Source organism: Micromonospora sp. NPDC049359, assembly GCF_044466585.1.
Taxonomy (GTDB): domain Bacteria; phylum Actinomycetota; class Actinomycetes; order Mycobacteriales; family Micromonosporaceae; genus Micromonospora.
Genome location: NZ_JBITMW010000003.1, coordinates 479,411 through 498,296 on the forward strand (window position 1 = coordinate 479,411; position 18,886 = coordinate 498,296).

Sequence of the window (18,886 nt, forward strand, 5' to 3'; positions counted from 1 at the left end):
CCGTGCCGCGGTGGACCGCCACGGGTGCGTGGCAGTCCACCGCGGTGTCACCGGTGCCGGTTTCCGCCGAGGCTCAGCGGTTGGCCACCCCGGCGGTCGGGGTGGGCTGGACCCGCTCGAACCGGACCTTGCTCAGCCAGCCCGGGAGGTCGCTGAGCACGTATAGTTCCCCGTTCACGTCCGCGCCGAACGCCGTCGGCTGGGTGGGGAAGGTGCCGATCTCGGCGGACTCGTAGCCACCCGTGGACGTGGGACGCACGGCGAACGCGCGGGTCGAGCAGTAGTCGCTCGCGATGTAGGTCCCCCGCGCCTCCGGGGTGACGGACCCCCGGTACACCAGGCCGCCGATGATGGAGCAGTTGTCCGTCAGGTAGTGCTCGTACTCGGCGACCGGGTCGGTGAGCCGTACGCCCGGCCGGCACTGCGTCTGGTCGAAGACCGGCGTGCCCTCCTTGCAGGACCAGCCGAGGTTCGCGCCACGCTGCGACGGGCGGATGTGGTTGATCTCCTCGATCAGGCCCTGGCCGACGTCGCCGATCCAGAGCGAGTTGTCGACCGGGTCGATGGAGAACTTCCACGGGTTGCGCAGCCCGTAGACCCAGATCTCCGGCCGCGCGCCCGCCGTGCGGACGAAGGGGTTGTCCAGGGGTACGCAGTAGGGCTTGCCCCCGCAGCCGCGGTTGACGTCGATCCGTACGATCTTGCCGAGCAGGGTGCCGAGGTTCTGGCCGCTCTTGAACGGGTCGTTCGCGTTTCCGCCGTCGCCGGTGGACCAGTAGAGGTAGCCGTCGCGGCCGAAGGCCACCTGTCCGCCGTTGTGGTTGCCGAACTCGGCGTGCTCCTGGGTGAGCAGCACCTGTAGCCGGTCGGGAGCGCCGAGCGGCACCCGCGCCAGGGTCAGCGCTCCGGCCGGCAGGCTCGTGTAGGCCACGTAGAGGATCCCGGTGCGCGCGAAGTTCGGTGCGGGCGTGATGCCGAGAAGGCCGCGCTCGTTGTCGGACGTGTCGATCCGGGCGGTCAGGTCGAGCACCGGATCGGCCGCCAGGCCGGTGGCGGGGTGGTACGCGCGGACGGTGCCGTTCTTCTCCGCGATCAACATTCGACCGTCCGGCAGGCCGGTGATCGCGATCGGGCGCTGCAGTCCGAACGCCACCCGCTCGGACACCACGGTCAGCTCGGTGAGTGGCGTCGCGCGGGCGTGGGATGTGCCGGTCGCCGCGGTGCTGGCCACCGACGCGGGTGGTGACAGAAGCACGGACAGGGTCAGGATGAGCAGGCCGGCCAGCATGGTGGCCGGACGTTGTCGCCGTCGCTGCATGTTCGGCTCCTCAATCAGGTGGGTGGTGGTGGTGTGGGAGCGTTTCCACACTACATCGATCTAAGTCGATGCCAAACCGGCTGGTCCTCCGCCGTGCGCGCCACCGTTGTCGGTCGCCGGCTGTCCAGATCGAGCTGATTCGATATAGCATCGCGGCAGGGCAGTGTTACTCCGCAGGGGCGTGCGGCGCGGAGTGTTCGCCATCCACCGGGCGGGCCGGGCAGCCGGCGGTGGCCACCGATTTCGGGCGCGGCGGGGTTGACGCCGGCTCGGCGTCACCTGCGGCGTGCTGGTCCAGTGGCGAGCGCGGTGCTCCGGTCGTCGGCCGTGCGGTGCTCCTCGGTTCCGTGCCTCGAGTCGGCAACGGACCAGACGAAACACCGAGGAGAAGTGCACAGATGAACGACGTACCCGCTCGACCGAAGCGCCGAACCAGGGGGGCCGCCAGGCTGCTCCTGGGTGGGGCCTGCGCCCTGGCGATCACCGTGTCCTCGATGGCCGTGGCGACCTTCGCCCGCGCCGACCTCCCCGGATCGCCCGGGACCACCCTGAAGGCCGCCGCCGAGCGCAGCGGCCGGTACTTCGGCGCCGCCATGGGGGCGGACCGCCTCAACGACTCGGGCTTCCTGACCATCGCGAGCCGTGAGTTCGACATGATGACGGCCGTCAACGAGATGAAGCCCGACGCGACCGAGCCCAACCCCGGCCAGTTCAACTTTGATCGCGGTGACGCGATCTACAACTGGGCCACCCAGCGCGGCATGCGGTTCCGTGGTCACACCCTGGCGTGGCACGCCCAGCAGCCGAGGTTCTGGGGGAGCCTGAGCGGCACCGCCCTGCGGAACGCGATGATCAGCCACATCAACGGGGTCATGGCCCACTACAAGGGCAAGTTCGCGTACTGGGACGTGGTTAACGAGGCCTTCGCCGAGAACGGCAGTCGGCGGTCGTCGAACCTGCAGTCCACCGGCAACGACTGGATCGAGGTCGCGTTCCGGACCGCGCGCGCCGCCGACCCGAGCGTGAAGCTGTGCTACAACGACTACAACATCGAGAACTGGACGTACGCCAAGACGCAGGGCGTCTACAACATGATCAGGGACTTCAAGTCCCGGGGCGTGCCGGTCGACTGCGTGGGCCTGCAGACCCACTTCACCGGCGGCAGTTCGCTGCCCGGCAACTTCCAGCAGACCCTGTCCAGCTTCGCCGCCCTCGGGGTCGACGTGGCGTTGACCGAGGCCGACGTCACCAACGCCTCGACCAGCCAGTACCAGGGCCTCACCCAGGCCTGCATGAACGTCCCCCGCTGCGTTGGCATCACGACGTGGGGCATTCGGGACAGCGACTCGTGGCGCGGCAGCGAGAACCCGCTGCTCTTCGACCGCAACAGCAACCCGAAGGCGGCGTACACCGCCGTCCTCAACGCGCTCAACGCCGCCTCCACCACCGTGCCGGGAACGCCGCCGACGACCCCTCCGCCGACGACCCCTGCGCCGACGACCCCTCCGCCGACCACTCCTCCGCCGACGACCCCTCCGCCGACCACTCCTCCGCCGACCACTCCTCCGCCGACCACGCCGCCGCCGGGTGCCTGTAGCGCGACGTACCGGATGGTCAACAGCTGGAACGGTGGCTACCAGGGCGAGGTCACGGTGGCCAACAACGGCTCCGCCACCCTCAGCGGCTGGACCGTACGGCTGACGCTGGCCAGCGGGCAGAGCATCGCCAATGTCTGGAATGGCATCAACACCGGCACCAGCGGAACGGTCAGCGTCCGTAACGCCGACTACAACGGGTCTCTCGGCGCGAACGCCTCGACCACCTTCGGTTTCCTGGTCAACGGCAGCAGTACTACCGCACCGAGCGGTCTCTCCTGCACCAGTTGACGCGCGACGACGCGTACCGGTCCCTCCGCGTCGGGACGCTGACCGGGCCCGGAGCCACCCGCTCCGGGCCCGGGCGCCGTCGTGGTCGGACCGGTACGCGACCGAAGTGACCGTCCTCGCGTACCGCACCTCGTCGATAGGGAGAACGACCATGCGCAGACTTCTCGCGGTGTTCAGCGCCGCCCTGATCCTCGGCACCACGGTCGGCAGCGCTCCGGCCGGGGCGTCGGGCGCGTCCCGGCCCTCGTGCCCCCGTGGCCTGCTCTTCTGTGAGGACTTCGAGCGACTGCCCGCCGGCGGGGCCAGCACGGTGAACTGGGGCGTCGACACCCGCCACGGCACGCTCACCGTCGAACGTGCTCGCCGGGGCAACCAGGTGCTGCACGTCCACACGGTCGACAACGGACGTGCCTTCCTGCGCGTCGACGACTTCGCCGCGCCGGGCAACCGCTTCTACGGCCGGATGCGCCTGCGCGTCGACGCCTTCCCCACCGCCCCGGACTGGGCGCACTTCACGCTGGTCGAGGCGACCGGTAGCGGTAGCGCGGAGGTCGTGCGTCCGATCGGTGGCCAGTACGCCCCCACCGTGCCCGGCACGTTCTGGGGCATCGGGGCCGACGGCGGTCCCACCGGCGACTGGACCAACTGGCGGGAGTCCGCCCCGGTCGTCGAGGACACCTGGCAGTGTTTCGAGTGGAAGATCGACGGGGCGGACAACAGCGTCGCCGTGTGGATCGACGGCGTGGCGAACCCGGAGCTGACCGCCTCCACGAACGACCACGGCGGTAATGACGTTCCCTTCGTCCTGCCGAGCGTCGACACGGTGAAGATCGGCTGGCAGCTCTACCAGGGCGGCACGACGCCGGGTGAGTTCGACCTCTGGATCGACGACATCGCCCTGTCGACCAAGCGGCTCGGCTGCTGAGCTGACGCCCCCGCAGGTGCGCGGGGGCGTTCGACGCCGGTGGTCGTGATGTCAGTCGCGATCGACGTTCCTGCCGGGGTGCGGCTCTGCTGCCGTACCCCGGCCGAACTGGTCGGCTCGCCGATCTGGAGCGCGCGAGCCGTACGCCGGACCGAACACCACCAGCAGCGTCAGGTCCTCGGTCACCTCGTCGAAATGGTGCTCCTCGCCGGCCGGCACGAAGACCACCGAACCTGGGGCCACCTCGGCTGTGCCGTCCGGGGTCACGATCCGGGCCCGGCCGGCGGTGACCACGTAGATCTCATCCTCGGTGTGCGGGCTCTGATCGTCGAGACCTCCCGCCGGGATGCAGTACGTTCCCACCGACAGGTCCGGAACCCTCAGGTGTTCGATCCAGTCGTTGACGGCTCCGCCGGGTGTGGTCCACCGGCCCGCCCCTTCGATGATCTGCATTGCCGAAACCTAAGGGACGTCTCGCACCTCCGTGGAGGGCGTTTCCCGGCGCTGGGCCGGTGGGGGCGGTCGGCTCCGAGCACACGCGGCGACTGGGGAAGCAACCCGTTTGGCGGGTTTCCTCGGAAGATAGCAAATCTGAGCACTTCTCCTGTTTCGTCCATTATTCCGACTCATTGTGAGTACCGTGAAGTCGGGCGATCGTGCAGTCACCGAGGCGTCGGAGGCCGGCCCGTCACCGGTCGACGCACCGCTCGGCGGTGGACCCGACCGGTCGCGGCTCCGACCGGGCAGCGTTGGCGGCCACCCGCATCTGCCCGCGTTCGGCATCCACTGACCAACGAGGGGGAACAGACATGCTCAGAATCTCGCTACGTCGGCCGAAGGTGATCGCCGCAGCGCTCGCCGCCGCAACTCTGGTGACGGTGCTCGGCTCAAGCACCCCAAGCGTGTTCGCGGACGGCGGTGTGCGACCAACCCCCGACGAGGGGCACCGCAGCAGACCGACGATCGTCCTCGTGCACGGCGCCTGGGCCGACGGCTCAAGCTGGAATGGGGAGATCCGCAGACTCCAGGCGCGCGGTTTCGACGTCCAGGTCGCGCCGCAACCCGGCCGAGGGCCGTCGATCGACAGCGGCTACCTGAAGGACTTCCTGTCCACCATCGAAGGTCCCATCGTGCTCGCCGGCCACTCGTACGGTGGCTTCGTGATCAGCGACGCCGCCACCGGCAACAAGAACGTCAAGGCGCTCGTGTTCGTGGACGCCTTCGCGCCGGACAAGGGGGAGACCGTGGAGGAGCTCACCGCGGGCTCCGGCTCGATCCTCGAGCCGGCCCTGACCGACCCCACGAGCGTCTTCCGGCTCGTGCCGTTCCCCGGTGCCCCGGAGGGCGCGGCCGACGCGTACGTCCTGCCGAAGGTGTTCATCCCCGGCTTCGCCAACGGTCTGCCCCGGCGGCAGGCGGAGGTGCTCGCCGTGACCCAGACCGCCCTGGCCACCAACGCGCTGGGCGAGCCGGCCACGGAGCCGGCGTGGAAGACGATCCCCGCGTGGGCGGTGGTCGGCACCGAGGACCTGGTCATTCCGCCGGCCCGCCAGGAGGAGATGATGAAGCGGGCGGGGGCCGACATCACCCGGATCGACGCCGGTCACCTGGGCCTGATCTCGCACCCGGACCAGGTCACCAGGGTCATTCTGGAGGCGGCCCGGACGACCGCCTGACGAGGTCTCGTGACATCGGCAGCAGTGGCCGCGTGGGCTGGACCAGCCCACGCGGCCACCTCCCGACCGGCCGTGGCATCGCGCTGTGCGGTGCCACGGCCGGCCGCCGTGTCAGTTGGTCGCCTTGGCGGCGGCCTCGATCTGGTTGGTGACCGCACCCGAGTCGGTGACCATGGACAGGTGGGGTGCGTTGATCTGGACGCTGTGCGCCTTGGCCCGCTCGGACATGACGACCTGCTCGGCGGCAGGGATGACGGCGTCCTGCTTGCCGATCACCGACCACGAGGGGATCGTCTTCCACGCCGGCGCGCCGGACTCCTCGACCAGAGCGCTGAAGGCCAGCGGACGCTGCCGGGCGGCCAGCACCGCCACGTCCTTGGCGGGAATGCTCCTGCCGGCGAACGCCGTACCGAAGACCGACGGCTTCACGTACAGGTTGACGTTGCCGGTCTCACCGGGGATCGCGACCTGGTCGAAGACGGCGGACGTGTCGCCCCCGAAGACCGAGCCCGGCACGGCCGAGGTCAGCGAGAAGACGGTGTCGTGCTGGTCCGGGATGTACGCGTCGACGTACACCAGGGCCTTGACCCGCTCGTTGCCCAGGGCGGCGTTCGTGATCACCATGCCGCCGTACGAGTGCCCGACGAGGACGATCGGCCCGGTGATGGTGTCCAGGTACGCGCGGAGACTCGCGGCGTCGTTCGCCACGCCCGACAGCAGGTTCGGCGGGGTGACCACCCGGTAGCCGTCGTGCTGGAGCTTGGCGGTCACCTTGTCCCAACTCGACCCGTCCGCCCACGCGCCGTGCACGAGCACGACCGTCGGCTTGGTCGCGGCGGGGCGCGACTGCGTGACGTGAGTCGCCGAGGCCTGCGCGGTGCCGACACCGACACCGGTCAGGGTGAGGGCACCGATGGCCACGCCTACCGAGACGAGGCGGCGCTTGAAGGACAATTTCACGGTTTCTCCTTACTGCTGCACGAAATCGAGCAGGGCGGCGTTGACCTGATCGGCGTGGGTCCAGGCAATGGCGTGCGGCCCGCCCTCGATGACGAGCAACCGGGAATCCCCGACGAAGGTGGCAACCCGCTGGCCGGTCACCCCGATGGGCAGCACACGGTCCTGGTCGCCCTGGATCACGAGCACCGGCACGTCAACCTTGGCCAGGTCCTCGCGGAAGTCGGTGAGCCAGGTGGGGATACACGCCACCGCGGCGACCGGGGACCCGGCCTCGGCCACGGCCAGACTGGCCTGGAACGCCTCGTCGCCGACCAGCGATCCGCCGTACACGTCGAGGTTGTAGAAGTTCTCCAGGAACTGCTTGAGCCACCCGTTCCGGTCGGCCCGCGCGGCCTGGATGAACCCATCGAACAACGCCTGCGGCGCGCCTTCGGGATTGTCGTCCGTCTTCAGGAGGAACGGCGGAATCGGCGACATCAGCACGGCCTTCGCGACGCGTTCGGTGCCGTAGCGACCCAGGTACCGGGCGACGTCACCGGTCCCCATCGAGTGGCCCACGAGAATGGCGTCGCGTACGTCCAGTGTCGTGAGGAGCACGTTCAGATCGCTGGCGAACGTGTCGTAGTCGTATCCACCCGCGGGCTGGCTGGAATCGCCCCAACCGCGCCGGTCGTACGTGATAACGCGGTACCCGGCGGCGAGCAGTGCGGCGACCTGCTTCTCCCAGGCCTGCCCGCTGAGCGGGTAGCCGTGGCTGAGCACGACCGGCGTGCCGGCGCCGTGGTCCTCGTAGTGGATGTCGATCGGGTTGGCTCCCTCTGAGCCAACGCTGACATGGGGCATGCGTACTCCTTGGGCTTGCGTTCCACGCTGGGAACCCTGCCGAAGGTACGGAGGTGGCGGCGTTTCGGAATCACCCGAATCACGTAGTCCCCGGCGTCGTCGGCCGCCCGAAAGACAACGAGCGATGGGCGATGCGGCGGGCCCGGCAGGAGTCGCAGGCTTGGGCCGAAAAGCGAAGCCGCCACCCCTTCGTCTCTAGGATGTCAATCGTGACCATGCCCGACCGCAGGCTCTCGGACGGGCCGCCGTCGCACTGCGAGTTCAAGGTCTTCGGCGGTATGGGCTGCCGGCGGGATGGCTCGGACGTCGATCTCGGCCCGGTCCGCCAGCGGGTCATCCTCGCCAAGCTCCTCGCGGCCGGCGGTGACGCGGTCAGCCTCGACAGCATCGTCGACAGCGTGTGGGACGACCGACCTCCGGCCAGCGCCGCCAACCAGATCCACCGGCACGTCGGGAACCTCCGCCGGATTCTGGAACCGGACCTGGACGTCCGCGAGACCGGTCGTTACCTCCTACCGGCCGGTACGGGCTACCGGCTGATCCTCGCGACCGAGGCATCCGATCTGGCCATGTATCGCGAGCTGGTCCGGCGGGCCCGCGAGGCGCTGGCGGGCGGGGATGCCGTGTCCGGCGTGCGGGCTTACCTGACCGCCCTGGAACTCGGCCGCAGCCCCGCGTTCACCGACCTGCCGCCCGGGGCGTTGCGTTCGCCGGAGTTCGTGGCCATCGAACGGGAGCGCGTCGCGGTGGCGCTCGCGGCCAGCGAAGCCGCGCTGGCCCATGGCATGGCCGACGCCGCCCTGACCCCGCTGGTGAGCGTGGCCGCCGCGGCGCCGCTGGACGAGGCGCTGCAGGCGTGCCTGATGCGCGCGTACGTGGCCACCGGCCACCGGGCGGAAGCGGTGCAGGTATTCGAGCGGACGCGCCAACGTCTCGCCGAGGAACTGGGGGTGGATGCGGGGCCCGAACTGCGGGAGGCGTACCGGGAGCTGCTCGCCAGCGGCGGAAGCTCGCCGGACGAGCTGCGTCCGCTGGAGGCTCCCCGGCCCGCGCAGCTGCCGCCGCCGGTCGCGGGCTTCGTCCGACGGAACGACCTGGCCGCAGTGCTCGACGGCCTACTCTCCGACGCGTTCAGCGACGCGACGATCGTGATCACCGTGCTCGGCGGTATGGGTGGCATCGGTAAGACCGCCCTCGCCGTGCACTGGGCCCACCAGATCGCCAACGAGTTTCCCGATGGTCAGTTGTTCCTCGACCTGAGGGGCCTGGACCCGGACGGACGGGTCATGTCACCGCAGGAGGCGCTCGCCACGCTGCTCGCGTCACTGGGCGAGCCGGCGGTCTCGTCACCGCAGGAGACCGTCGACGCTCAGGCGGCTCGTTATCGCAGTCGCCTCGCCGGTCGTCGCGTTCTGATCCTCCTCGACAACGCCCGCGACTCCGATCAGGTCCGTCCGCTGCTGCCGGCCTCCCGAGGCTGTCTGGTCATCGTGACCAGCCGCCACCGGATGACGAGCCTGGTCACCCGGGAGGGGGCACGTTACCTGCAGGTCGACCGGCTGACCGGGGCCGAGTCCCGGCAGCTACTGATCAACCGTCTCGGCACCCGCCGCGCCACCATGGACCCGGCCTCGCTCGACAAGGTCATCAGCCTCTGTGCCGGGCTGCCGCTCGCACTGGCGATCGTCGCCGCCCGCGTGGCGCTCAATCCGGCCCTGCCATTGAGCGCTGTCGTCAGCGCCGTCTCGGCCCCGTCAGCCAGACTCGACGCGTTGTCCAGCGCGGACCCGTCAGACGATGTCCGGTCGGTGTTCTCGTGGTCGTACCGCGCTCTCGATCCATCGGCAGCGCAGGTGTTCCGCGCTCTCGCCGTCCACCCGGGTCCGGGGGTCTCGCTGGAGTCGATGGCGAGCGTCGCCGGGGTCAGTCGGACGAGGGCGCGCACGCTGCTCACGGAACTGGTGACCGCGAACCTGCTCGACGAGGCGCAGTCCGGGCGGTACTTCCTGCATGACCTGCTGCGGGCCTACGCGGGTGAGCTTCTCGACGAGGATCGAGAGCGACCGGAGTACGAGCGGCGTCTCGTCATGCACTACCTGCACTCGGCCCGGGCCGCGTACGCGAGACACCACCGGCAGCCGGTCGGCACCGCCACCGGGACGCCACCGGACGTCACGCCCGAGTCGTTCGACAGCGTGTCCCAGGCTGCCGCCTGGTACGCACGGGAACGGCCAGCGCTGTGGGCGACGATCGAGCTGGCCCTCGCCCACGGCCTGGCGCGCGATGCGGCGGCAATGGTCCTCGCGGCCTCGGCGCCGGGCAGCAACTCCATCCCCGCGGGCCGGACACCGACCGTCCTCGCGATCCTCGACCTGGCCGGCGCGCTCGGCGAGCCGCTGATGGAGGCCGAGCTTCTTCGTACCATCGGTGAGGTCTTCGCCCCGCTGCCACCGGCCGACGAATACCTCCGTCGAGCCCTGTCCATCTTCGCCGGCGCCGGCGACCTCGCCGGGCAGGCCGACGTCCTGCGAAACCTGGCCGTGCTCTCGTCGGCGCGTGGCGACCACGACGCCGCCAACGCGTACGGCGAACGCTCGGTGGCTCTCGCTCGGCAGACGGAGCGTCAGGAACCGCTCGCCGTCTCGCTGCTGACACTCGCGAGAGCGCGGCTCGGTTCGGGTCGGTTCGACGACGGCGTACGGATCGCGGACGAGGGGTTGGCCATCGCGATGGTGCAGCACCTTGATCACCTGAACGTCCGCTACGCGCAACTCCTCGCGGAATCGTCCTGGAAACTCGGTCAGCTTGAGCGAGCGGTGACGATCTCGGAGTGGGGATTGGCCGAAGGCGTCAGTGAGTCGAACGGTCCCCGCTGCGCCGTCGCGGCGATCCTCGCGCGTGCCGCGTTCGACCTGGGCGACCAGGCGCGCGCGGAACAGGGCTGCCAGCGGTTCGAGGGCCTGATCGCCGACAACGGCTTCCGGGAACTCATCGAGTTCGCCGGCATCGAGGACGCCGAGACGTACCGAACCATGGTCGCGTACGTCCGGGCCCGGCTGAGTCTGATGAGCGACGCGTCGTGAGCGGCTAGGGCGCGAGCACTCAGTTTGCACTCGTCGCGCACAGCGGTGCGTTCGGATGGTCGTCGAGACCCCGAACCCGCGCCCGAGGAGCACCATGCACTGCCCCCCAGCCGACTCTTCCCGCGTTCATCCGGGTGCGGCACTGACCCCCCGACAGGAACAGATCGCCCTGCTGGTGGCGGCCGGCTCCACCAACATCGAGATCGCGAGACACCTGGTCATCAGCCCCCACACCGTCAAACACCATCTGCGCGGAGTGTTCCACCGGCTGAACGTCGCATCCCGCCGCGAACTGCGCGGGAGGTTGAGCCACCGCACGACCGATCGCTTCGCCCAGAGCCGTCGCCTGACCAGTCAGGAGCGCGACATCGCTCGCCGGGTCTCGGACGGCGCGTCCAACCGGGAGGTGGCGGCACAACTGTTCATCAGCCCGAGCACGGTGGACTATCACCTCCGCAAGATCTTTCGCAAACTCGACATCACCTCACGCCGAGAACTGGCCGATCGCCCTCGTCTCTGACGCTCCCCGGTCTGCGCGTCGGCACGCGGTTCGCGTGTCGCGGGACCCGAGTCAGCGCTGGTCCCAGTGTCCGACGTTCGCTCCCCATCCGGACGGCGCTGCCAGACGAAGCTCGTCTCGACTCAGCACCCCCAGATCGGCCGCTCGCCCCTTGACGACCCGCGTGTCGAAGGTGAACTGCACGCTGGTGCCGTCCGCGAAGGAGACCGTGACGTGGGTGTCGGGCCCGGCCGGGTGGTTGTCCAGCCATTGCACATGGACGACCTCGGCCGTCAGCGTGCCGTCCGGACGCACCAACGCGAATCCCTCGAGGCCACCCTGGGCGACATCCGGGTGGAACCGTCCGCGCAGCTCCGCCCGCCGCTGCTCGCGCCAGCGCCGTCGTGGGTCGATGTCCGCCATGCAGCGCATTCTGCAACGGGCGTCAGCACCGCGGAACCCGGTGTACGAGCATCCGGCGGCTACTCGTTCGGCCGTTCGATCGGACCCGAACGACACGCGCCGCCCGGGACAGAACCCGGGCGGCGCGTCTCTGACAGGTGGTGGGCGATGCCCTAGGTGCGCGTGCTCCACTGCTGGTTGGCGCCGCCGTGGCAGGCCCAGAGGTGCAGCTGTGTCCCGTTGGCCGTGCCGGAACTGACGGCGTCGAGGCAGAGCCCCGACTGCGCGGAGGTGATGGTGCCGTTGGAGTTGACGTTCCACTGCTGGTTCGACTGGCCGTTGCAGTCCCAGATGATGACCGCGGTGCCGTTGCTGCTGCCGCTGCCGCTGGCGTCCAGGCACTTGTTGCCGTAGACGGTCAGCGTGCGGTTGGCGGTCCGGGTCCAACGCTGGTTGGCGCCACCGTGGCAGTCCCAGAGCTGCGGGCGCGCGCCGTTGGCCGTGCTGGAGTTGGGGACGTCGACGCACCTGCCGGACTGGCTCCCGACGATCAGCACGCTCTGCTGGCTGGGTGGCGGGGTCGTCGGCGGGGGAGTCGACGGCGGGGGAGTGGTGGGCGGCGCGCCGCCGCCGAACTGCGCGAAGAAGTTCCACACCTCCTGCTTGACCCAGCTCCGCGCGCCGCTCTCGCAGCCCGCACACCCGTCCACCGGGCCCTGCTGGTGTCCGCCGTCGAACGCGGCCCAGAGCACCGGATATCCGGGCTGGCAGGAGTAGGCGGTGGTGATGTGGGTCCGGCTGCCGGCCGCGGGCTCGGGCGGGTTCTGCGCGGCGCATCCGTTGTTGCGGACGAACCTGTCACGCAACGCCCGGCCGTTCGCGATGTTGTCGTTGATGCCGTGGATCCCCAGGTACGCCACGGGTTGGGTGCCGCCGCTGCATCCGCTGATCGCTCCCGGGGCCGCGATGGCCGCGACCGCGCGGAACACCGTCGGCCGGGAACACGCCAGCGAGTAGCTCATCGCTCCGCCGTAGCTGAACCCGACGGAGAAGAGTTGCGTCGTGTCGACGCAGAGGGCGTTCTCGATCACGCGGACCATGTCGTCGGTGAAGGTGACGTCCTCACCGTTGGCGTTGCCCCAGCCGTTGTTGAGTCCCTGCGGGGCGACGAAGATCGTGGTGTTGTTCGCCTGGGAGAGCATGCCGTAGTAGGCCCACGGCGCGCCGTCGGTGCCGCCCGACGCGACCTGGCTGGCGGTGCCGCCCAACCAGTGGAAACCGAAGGCCAGCCGGTGGGCGTAGGTGTTGTTGTAGCTGTCGGGTAGCCGAAGGATGAAGCTCCGGCTCTTCCCGCCGCTCTGGATGGTGTGGGTGCCGCTGTTCAAGCCCGGCGCCTTGCCGCAGCCGGCGGTGCTGGCCGCGGCTGCCGGAGTGACGCTGGTGACGATGTAGGTTCCGACGGCGATCAGGACCAGGACCGCCATGGCTGCCCCGATCCAGGGGGCGGACAGTCTGCGAAGTGGCACAGTTGAATCTCCTTGTGCGAAAAGGAACGTCGGCCTGCCGCACGACGCCTCGTCTGTTCGGTACGAGGTGATCCACGCGCGGCGCGGGACGTGCCCATGACGAGGGCCGGCTGGACGCCACCGGTCCTGCGGCCCGTGCGGGACCGGATGGTCGTCGAATCGTCGGTGGCCCACAACGTTCGCCCGAACACCACGCGCCCGGCCGTCGGAGGATGCCGGAGCACCAGATCCGAGGGTCGAACCGATTCGACTCGACGCTAGATCAAGCAATTAGGGGTGTCAATGTCTTGGGCGGCGACGACCGAGACGAGACAGACCTGGGCGACCGCTGCCAGTGTGCGGGGACGGGCTGCGCGTCAGCGGATGCCGATGCTCTGGTGCTCGGGTTCGATGACGGCGACGACGCGTTCGTCGTCGCGCGGGTACGTCCCGTCGGTGTACTTGGCGACGATGCGGTCGATGATCGACCACGCGGCGTCGCCGTCGAGCCAGCTGACGACACGGCCGCGTACGACAATCGGAGTGAACGGATCGTCGGCCGGCGCGATGGACAACGCCAGGCGCGGGTCGCGGCGCAGGTTGCGCGCTTTGCGCTTGCCGGGCCCGGTGAATATGACGATGTGTTCGCCGTGCGTTCCGACGTAGACAGGGGTGGCGTGCGGTGCGCCGTCCGGCAGGACGGTGGCAAGGTGGGCGATCGGTGACCCGTCGAGCACACGGCGGATGTCGAGACGCAGCACGGTGGTCCCTCCGGTGGTGTGGTGGTCATCGGGCGTGATGGGCACGCCAGCTGATGTAGTCGGCGACGGCGGCCGTGAGGTCGAACGCCGGTTCGAAGCCGGTGTCGGTGGTGAGGCGGGAGATGTCGAGGTAGGGATCGCGCCCCGGTCCGCCACTGCGACCGTCGAGCACGTCGAGCCGCGCGTCCGGAATGGCCGCGCGTACGGCGTCGATCAGCTGCCCGTTGGTGAAGGGCTGTCCGCTCGAGATGTTGTAGATCTCGTGGCCGAGGGCGTCTGCCGTGATGAGCAGGGCGATTGCGCGTCCAGCGTCGGGGGCGTAGCAGAAGTCGCCCCCGTCGTGGGCGTGCAGGGCGGTGGGGCGTTCCCCGCGTAGCACGGAGCTGATGTAGGGCGGGACCGCGTTGAAGGGAGTGGCCGGGTCCATGAGCGGTCCCCAGGTGCTGCCGATGCGGAGCACGAGCGCCTGAATCCCGGTGTCCCGCAGCGCATTCGTGGTGAGCGGTTCGACAGCCTTCTTGAAGGCGATGATCGGGTGCGGTACGGCCACCGCAGGTAGGGGCAGGTCTTCGTGCCAAGTGATCGCACTGCTGCCCAGGTAGGAGCCGAGACTGCCGGCGACGGCGAAACGCCGCACGCGCCAGCTGCGTGCGGCGTCGAGCATGGTGAGCAGCCCGGCGGTGTCGGCCCGGAAGTACGCGACTCGATCCTCGCCGGGGATGCTGCCGGCCAGGTGGACGATGTCGGTGATCCGGTACCGGTCGCCGAGGGTGGACACCGCGGCGGCGTCGGTGACGTCGAGTTGTTCGACGATGACGTCGTCGGGCAGGAACGACGGGCGCTCGGTTCGCCGGTGGGCGGTCGCGACGACGGTGTGCCCGAGGTCCGTCAGGGCGCGCGCGGTCTGGGCGCCGATCATGCCGAGGCCGCCCGTCACGAGGATCACCGGACCACCTCGTAGTGCAGGTGGGTCACGGCCGGCGCGGCGACGGCCTCGATCAGGCGGAGTTCGACGGGTGCGGACAGGGCCTGGAAGTACGGCCGGCCGGCGCCCAGCAGCACCGGCCGCTGGTGCAGGATCAGCTCGTCGACCAGACCCGCGGCCAGCGCGGCGGTGGTCACTCCGCCCCCCATGAGGGCCACGTCCTTGTCGCCGGCCAGGCGGCGGGCCGTGTCGACGGCCTCCTCGATGCCACTGGTCACCAGAATCTGGCGCGGATGCTCGGCGGGCAGCGATCGGTGGCTGAGCACCACGAGCGGCGCGTCGGGGTGAGGGGTGCCGCCGCTGTCCCAGCCGGAGTCGTCGTAGGTGTTGCGCCCGGCCAGGCTCGCTCCCACCCTGGCCGCGGCCGTGTCGAACACGCGGGCGCTGGGAGCGCTCAGCCGGAAACCGTCGAACACCGCGCTCGGGGTGTCGCCGTCGAAATACCAGTCGAACAGCATGCCGCCGTCACCGAGGCCGCGTCGGGGTCCCGGGTCACGACCGGTGATGTATCCGTCGACCGAGACCGACAGGGCTGCGAGGACCTTGCTCATGTATCGCCTCTCACTCGTCGCGGGACCAGGTAGGTGCCGGCCTGCCACGGGGGGACGTTATCGAGCGACGCGCTTACCGGTCTTGAACGAATCGCGCACCGTCACGTGGTCTGCGTCTCCACCGACCTGGACTTTCTCGGGCGATCGAGCCGCGAGGAACGGCGCGTACGACGCGGTGTGGTCGTGCCCGCACGAGCACCGGTCGACCTGTGCGCCGAGCAGTCCGGCCGGCGTCAGCCCGCTCAGACGCCGCACCTCTCGACTCAGGTGGGCCTGATCCGCGTACCCCGCATCGACCGCGAGTCCCACCATTCCGTCGGCCCCGCGTCGTCCGGCCGCCATGGTGCCCGACTGCGCCAACGCCAGGAAACCCTGGAACCGCAGCGTCCGCTGCAACGACTTCGGACCCGTTCCCACCGCCCACACACAGCGGCGACGGAACTGGCTGACCGACAGTCCGAGGTGGTCGGCGACGACGCCGATCTCACGCGGCGCCCAGGGCATGAGCATGCGCACCGCCGCGCGAACGAGGGGATCCCCGCCGGCGGTCCGCGTGCGGCGCAGCAGGAATTCCTGCAGGACGAGCAGCCCCGCCCGAGGTGTGACGGCGGTGGCAATGGCCTCGCCGAGCCGGTCCACCCACCGGTGACCGACCTCGTCCAGCGCGACCTGCCGGTCGAGCAGGTCCCCGACGCCACCAGGTATCAGAACGGGTGCCCCCGGATGGAATCGGACGCCCAGCAGGATCGTCGACGCGGGGATCACCTCGACCCGGGGTCCGGTCAACGGGCCGAGCAGGCGTGGCTCTCCGCCGAGCGGCCAGTGCAGCTCCGCGCCACCGGTGGGCAGGTGCCGCTGCAGGTAGGGCGCCGCCCCGGTGGTCTGCACCCAAACGGTCCGAAGGTGGTCGACCAGCCCTGGCAGCGGGGCAAGCTCAACGTAGGACTCGCCTGCGCTCACGCGCGGACCTGATCCCCGTCGGACGCGATGGCCCCCTGCACCGCGTCCGCGGCCGCTCGACGTCCGCCCGCCGCCCGCACCGTCGCGGATGCGGTACGCAGGCGCTCACGGATCGTCGGATCGTGCGGGAGGTCGCGGATGCGGGCCTCGACGTCGCTGTTCGGACCAGCACCGTTCGACAGGTTCACCCCGAGACCGAGAGCCTCGACCCGTGCCGCGACGACGTGCTGTTCGCTGGTACGCGGCGCGCAGACCATCGGAACGCCGAACCAGAGGGACTCCATGACGCTGCCCATCCCGGCGTGCGTGACGAACAGGTCGGCCTGCGCCAACGCGGCGAGCTGGTCGACGTGCTCGTGGGCTTCGACCCGGTCGGGCAGCGTCCCGAGAGCGGCGATCGGGAGCCCGCCGGTGGACACGAGCACCCGGCGGTTGGGCGCCGCGGCGGCCGCCGCTCGGATCAGTGGCCGTAGCGCCTCGGGCTCGGCCGCCGCGGTGCCCGCGCTCACGTACACGAGGCGCTCGCGCACTGCCGGTCCGGTGCCGAGCCGCGAGCGCAGGCACGGTCCGACGAAGTGGTGGTCCGGGCCGAAGCCCTCTCCGTTGCACTGAAACCACCGCGGGAGGAACGCGATCGATCGCCGCTCGCGTGCCTCGGCCAGGTCGCGTACGGTGCCGCGCTCCAGTCCCCAGCGCGCGGAGAACTGGTCGAGATGGTCCTGCAACGGGGCGAAGGCGGGATGTGCGGGGTCCAGGACGCTCGCCTGCCCGGTGGCCGCGGCCAAGGACCACGCCGGCCCCTGTGCGAAGGACGGAAACATCGCCACCGCCGGCCGGTTCAGCAACTGCGCCAGCGCGCGGCCGGCCGGATGCGCGGCCCGATCGTAGAGCAGGACGTCGGGGACGTCGCCGCGCAGCACGGGGATGATCTGGGGGACGACGGCGGCTGCTTCCGCCAGGAGCACGAACGGGAGCCAGACCGCGAAATCAGCCGGCGGCACCGTCGACGACGGGCGCGTGACAAGCGTGGACTCGTACGTCACGACGTGCGCGCCGGCACGTCGCGCGGCGGGTGCGGCGCCGTCCGGGGCGAAACAGGTGACCCGGTGCCCGCGGGCCCGCAACTCCTCGATGACGTCGAGGACGGGCAGCAGGTGACCAGTGGCCCCGACGGCGAGGACGGCGACGTGCGCACTGGCCTTCGTGCTCATGCGCGCAGCCCGTGTCGGGCGGTGTACCAGAAGAACCAGGACAGCAGGCCGGCGAGCATGACGACGTACTGCACGTTGGTGACCGTCGCGACCGCGTCGAGGTCGATCACTGACGCGATGGCGACGCGGACCACGGCGTCCAGCATCAGCACGACGCCGACCACCACGCTCACCAGGCGCAGGCGGCGCCGGAAGACGGGATCGTCGGTCCAGCGTCGCTGCCACGCCGCGGCGCCCTCATCACCGACCTTCGCGGTGGCGATGGCCGTGCCGAGGTGGAGCATGAACGGCCGCTTCATGGCCAGCGACAGCAGCACCCAGGCGCCGAGCAGGCCGGTGAGCCAGCCGTCCTTGATGTACAGCAGCCGCGCGTCCCCGGTGACCACGCTCAGCGCGCCCCCCGCCAGGAAGAGGCTGACGACGACGAGGCCCGCGACGTCGATCCGCCGGCTGCGGGCGGCGACCAGGGCGGCGTTCGCCGCGGGGACCGCCCCCGCGGCCAGGGTGGCGGCCAGCACGCCGGCGCCCAAGGCGCGAAGCGCGTAGTAGACGAGCAGGGGCAGGACCACGTCGACGACGATTCGTCCGACCAGAGCGCGGCGCGCGCGCTCGCTCGTACGCCCGGCGGCAGTCGGCGTCGGCTGGGTGTCGTTCCTGACCGGCCTCACCGAAGCACCTCCCCGCGATCCCTCGTGGCCGGCTCGGCGGCGATCGCGCGGTCGAAGAGCGCGCACAACTCCTCCGCGTAGGCGGCCAGGTCCAATCCGCCACCGCTGGCGAACCGCTCGACGGCGGCGTCGACGGCGGCGCGGACCGTCACCGCCATCACCACCGGATCGAACGTGCGCAGTTCCCCGGACTCCTGGCCGGCGACGAAGAGGTGCGCCAGCAGCATCACGGGTACGTCCTCGCGAGCATCCGCATCCGCCGTGTCCCTGGGCAGGTTGCGGACGATCTCGACGGCCGCGCGGGCGTACGCCGGTCGTTCGCCCAGAAAGCGGAAGTTCGAGCGTAGGTACGCGGCGAGCTTGCCACGTGCCGTCGACTCAGCCTCGATCGCCGGGACCATGACCTGTTGCGCCCGGTCGACGATGTGGCGCAACGCCGCGGCGACCAACTCCTGCTTGGTGTCGTAGTGGTACGTGATGAGCCGGGTGCTGCTGAGTCGCGCCGTCTCGACGATCCGCGCGAACGTCGCCCCCGCGTAGCCGTGCTCGGCCAGCAGCTCGACGAACGCCTCCAGAATCTGCGTCTTTCGATCGACCTCCGGTGTTATCTGCATAGATAAAGTTCAGCAGAAGGCCGGCTTCCCGTCAAGGGC

The 18,886-nt window shown here is 70.2% G+C and carries 18 protein-coding genes; 5 read left to right on the forward strand and 13 right to left on the reverse strand.

Annotated elements, in window-relative coordinates; all coding sequences use genetic code 11:
• Positions 1-73: 73 nt before the first annotated feature.
• Positions 74-1,318 carry a PQQ-dependent sugar dehydrogenase gene (locus tag ACIBTX_RS10740; RefSeq protein ID WP_396832372.1) on the reverse strand — a complete coding sequence of 415 codons (1,245 nt, stop codon included), beginning with the start codon at positions 1,316-1,318 and terminating at the stop codon, positions 74-76.
• 398 nt (positions 1,319-1,716) lie between these two features.
• Here ACIBTX_RS10740 and ACIBTX_RS10745 point away from each other — a divergent pair, with 398 nt between their 5' ends.
• The gene (locus ACIBTX_RS10745; protein ID WP_357392480.1) at positions 1,717-3,204 is read left to right on the forward strand and encodes an endo-1,4-beta-xylanase; all 1,488 of its coding nucleotides are present in this window, start codon (positions 1,717-1,719) and stop codon (positions 3,202-3,204) included.
• 151 nt (positions 3,205-3,355) lie between these two features.
• Entirely contained in the window at positions 3,356-4,129 is a 774-nt protein-coding gene (locus ACIBTX_RS10750; RefSeq protein ID WP_357173894.1) for a hypothetical protein, read from the forward strand.
• 51 nt (positions 4,130-4,180) lie between these two features.
• Here the strand turns inward: ACIBTX_RS10750 and ACIBTX_RS10755 are convergent, their stop codons facing one another.
• On the reverse strand, positions 4,181-4,582 hold the full coding sequence (locus ACIBTX_RS10755) for a cupin domain-containing protein (protein ID WP_357392481.1): 402 nt from the start codon (positions 4,580-4,582) through the stop codon (positions 4,181-4,183).
• A 356-nt stretch (positions 4,583-4,938) separates the two neighbouring features.
• Between ACIBTX_RS10755 and ACIBTX_RS10760 the strand changes: the two genes are divergently transcribed.
• The gene (locus tag ACIBTX_RS10760) at positions 4,939-5,805 is read left to right on the forward strand and encodes an alpha/beta hydrolase (protein WP_357173888.1); all 867 of its coding nucleotides are present in this window, start codon (positions 4,939-4,941) and stop codon (positions 5,803-5,805) included.
• A 111-nt stretch (positions 5,806-5,916) separates the two neighbouring features.
• Here the strand turns inward: ACIBTX_RS10760 and ACIBTX_RS10765 are convergent, their stop codons facing one another.
• Both ACIBTX_RS10765 and ACIBTX_RS10770 read right to left on the reverse strand, forming a co-directional pair.
• Complete coding sequence (locus tag ACIBTX_RS10765) at positions 5,917-6,765, reverse strand: alpha/beta hydrolase (RefSeq protein ID WP_357125051.1); 849 nt, start codon at positions 6,763-6,765, stop codon at positions 5,917-5,919.
• A gap of 9 nt (positions 6,766-6,774) precedes the next feature.
• Positions 6,775-7,608: an alpha/beta hydrolase gene (locus ACIBTX_RS10770; protein ID WP_357398529.1), complete on the reverse strand. Its 834-nt coding sequence runs from the start codon at positions 7,606-7,608 to the stop codon at positions 6,775-6,777.
• A gap of 215 nt (positions 7,609-7,823) precedes the next feature.
• Between ACIBTX_RS10770 and ACIBTX_RS10775 the strand changes: the two genes are divergently transcribed.
• Positions 7,824-10,691 carry a BTAD domain-containing putative transcriptional regulator gene (locus tag ACIBTX_RS10775; protein ID WP_357398539.1) on the forward strand — a complete coding sequence of 956 codons (2,868 nt, stop codon included), beginning with the start codon at positions 7,824-7,826 and terminating at the stop codon, positions 10,689-10,691.
• Between the two features lie 55 nt (positions 10,692-10,746).
• Positions 10,747-11,211 (forward strand): helix-turn-helix transcriptional regulator, encoded by a 465-nt coding sequence (locus ACIBTX_RS10780; RefSeq protein ID WP_357125058.1) that lies wholly within the window; start codon positions 10,747-10,749, stop codon positions 11,209-11,211.
• A gap of 51 nt (positions 11,212-11,262) precedes the next feature.
• On the opposite strand, the gene ACIBTX_RS10785 is transcribed toward ACIBTX_RS10780, so the two are convergent.
• The 9 genes from ACIBTX_RS10785 to ACIBTX_RS10825 form a co-directional block, all read right to left on the reverse strand.
• On the reverse strand, positions 11,263-11,613 hold the full coding sequence (locus tag ACIBTX_RS10785; RefSeq protein ID WP_396832373.1) for a hypothetical protein: 351 nt from the start codon (positions 11,611-11,613) through the stop codon (positions 11,263-11,265).
• 152 nt (positions 11,614-11,765) lie between these two features.
• Entirely contained in the window at positions 11,766-13,118 is a 1,353-nt protein-coding gene (locus tag ACIBTX_RS10790) for a ricin-type beta-trefoil lectin domain protein (protein WP_396832374.1), read from the reverse strand.
• A 356-nt stretch (positions 13,119-13,474) separates the two neighbouring features.
• The gene (locus ACIBTX_RS10795) at positions 13,475-13,903 is read right to left on the reverse strand and encodes a PPOX class F420-dependent oxidoreductase (RefSeq protein WP_396832375.1); all 429 of its coding nucleotides are present in this window, start codon (positions 13,901-13,903) and stop codon (positions 13,475-13,477) included.
• Positions 13,884-14,804: an NAD(P)-dependent oxidoreductase gene (locus ACIBTX_RS10800; protein WP_357168988.1), complete on the reverse strand. Its 921-nt coding sequence runs from the start codon at positions 14,802-14,804 to the stop codon at positions 13,884-13,886. The genes ACIBTX_RS10795 and ACIBTX_RS10800 overlap by 20 nt, the downstream gene beginning before the upstream one ends.
• A complete protein-coding gene (locus ACIBTX_RS10805; RefSeq protein WP_357125073.1) occupies positions 14,801-15,394 on the reverse strand; it encodes a dihydrofolate reductase family protein in 594 nt (197 codons plus the stop codon). Before ACIBTX_RS10805 ends, ACIBTX_RS10800 begins: the two co-directional genes overlap by 4 nt.
• Before the next feature lie 57 nt (positions 15,395-15,451).
• Entirely contained in the window at positions 15,452-16,354 is a 903-nt protein-coding gene (locus ACIBTX_RS10810; RefSeq protein ID WP_396832376.1) for a helix-turn-helix domain-containing protein, read from the reverse strand.
• Positions 16,351-17,565 (reverse strand): nucleotide disphospho-sugar-binding domain-containing protein, encoded by a 1,215-nt coding sequence (locus ACIBTX_RS10815; RefSeq protein WP_396832377.1) that lies wholly within the window; start codon positions 17,563-17,565, stop codon positions 16,351-16,353. The genes ACIBTX_RS10810 and ACIBTX_RS10815 overlap by 4 nt, the downstream gene beginning before the upstream one ends.
• Positions 17,562-18,233: a VC0807 family protein gene (locus ACIBTX_RS10820; protein ID WP_363660523.1), complete on the reverse strand. Its 672-nt coding sequence runs from the start codon at positions 18,231-18,233 to the stop codon at positions 17,562-17,564. The genes ACIBTX_RS10815 and ACIBTX_RS10820 overlap by 4 nt, the downstream gene beginning before the upstream one ends.
• Positions 18,230-18,847: a TetR/AcrR family transcriptional regulator gene (locus tag ACIBTX_RS10825; protein ID WP_357125085.1), complete on the reverse strand. Its 618-nt coding sequence runs from the start codon at positions 18,845-18,847 to the stop codon at positions 18,230-18,232. The genes ACIBTX_RS10820 and ACIBTX_RS10825 overlap by 4 nt, the downstream gene beginning before the upstream one ends.
• Positions 18,848-18,886: the final 39 nt, after the last annotated feature.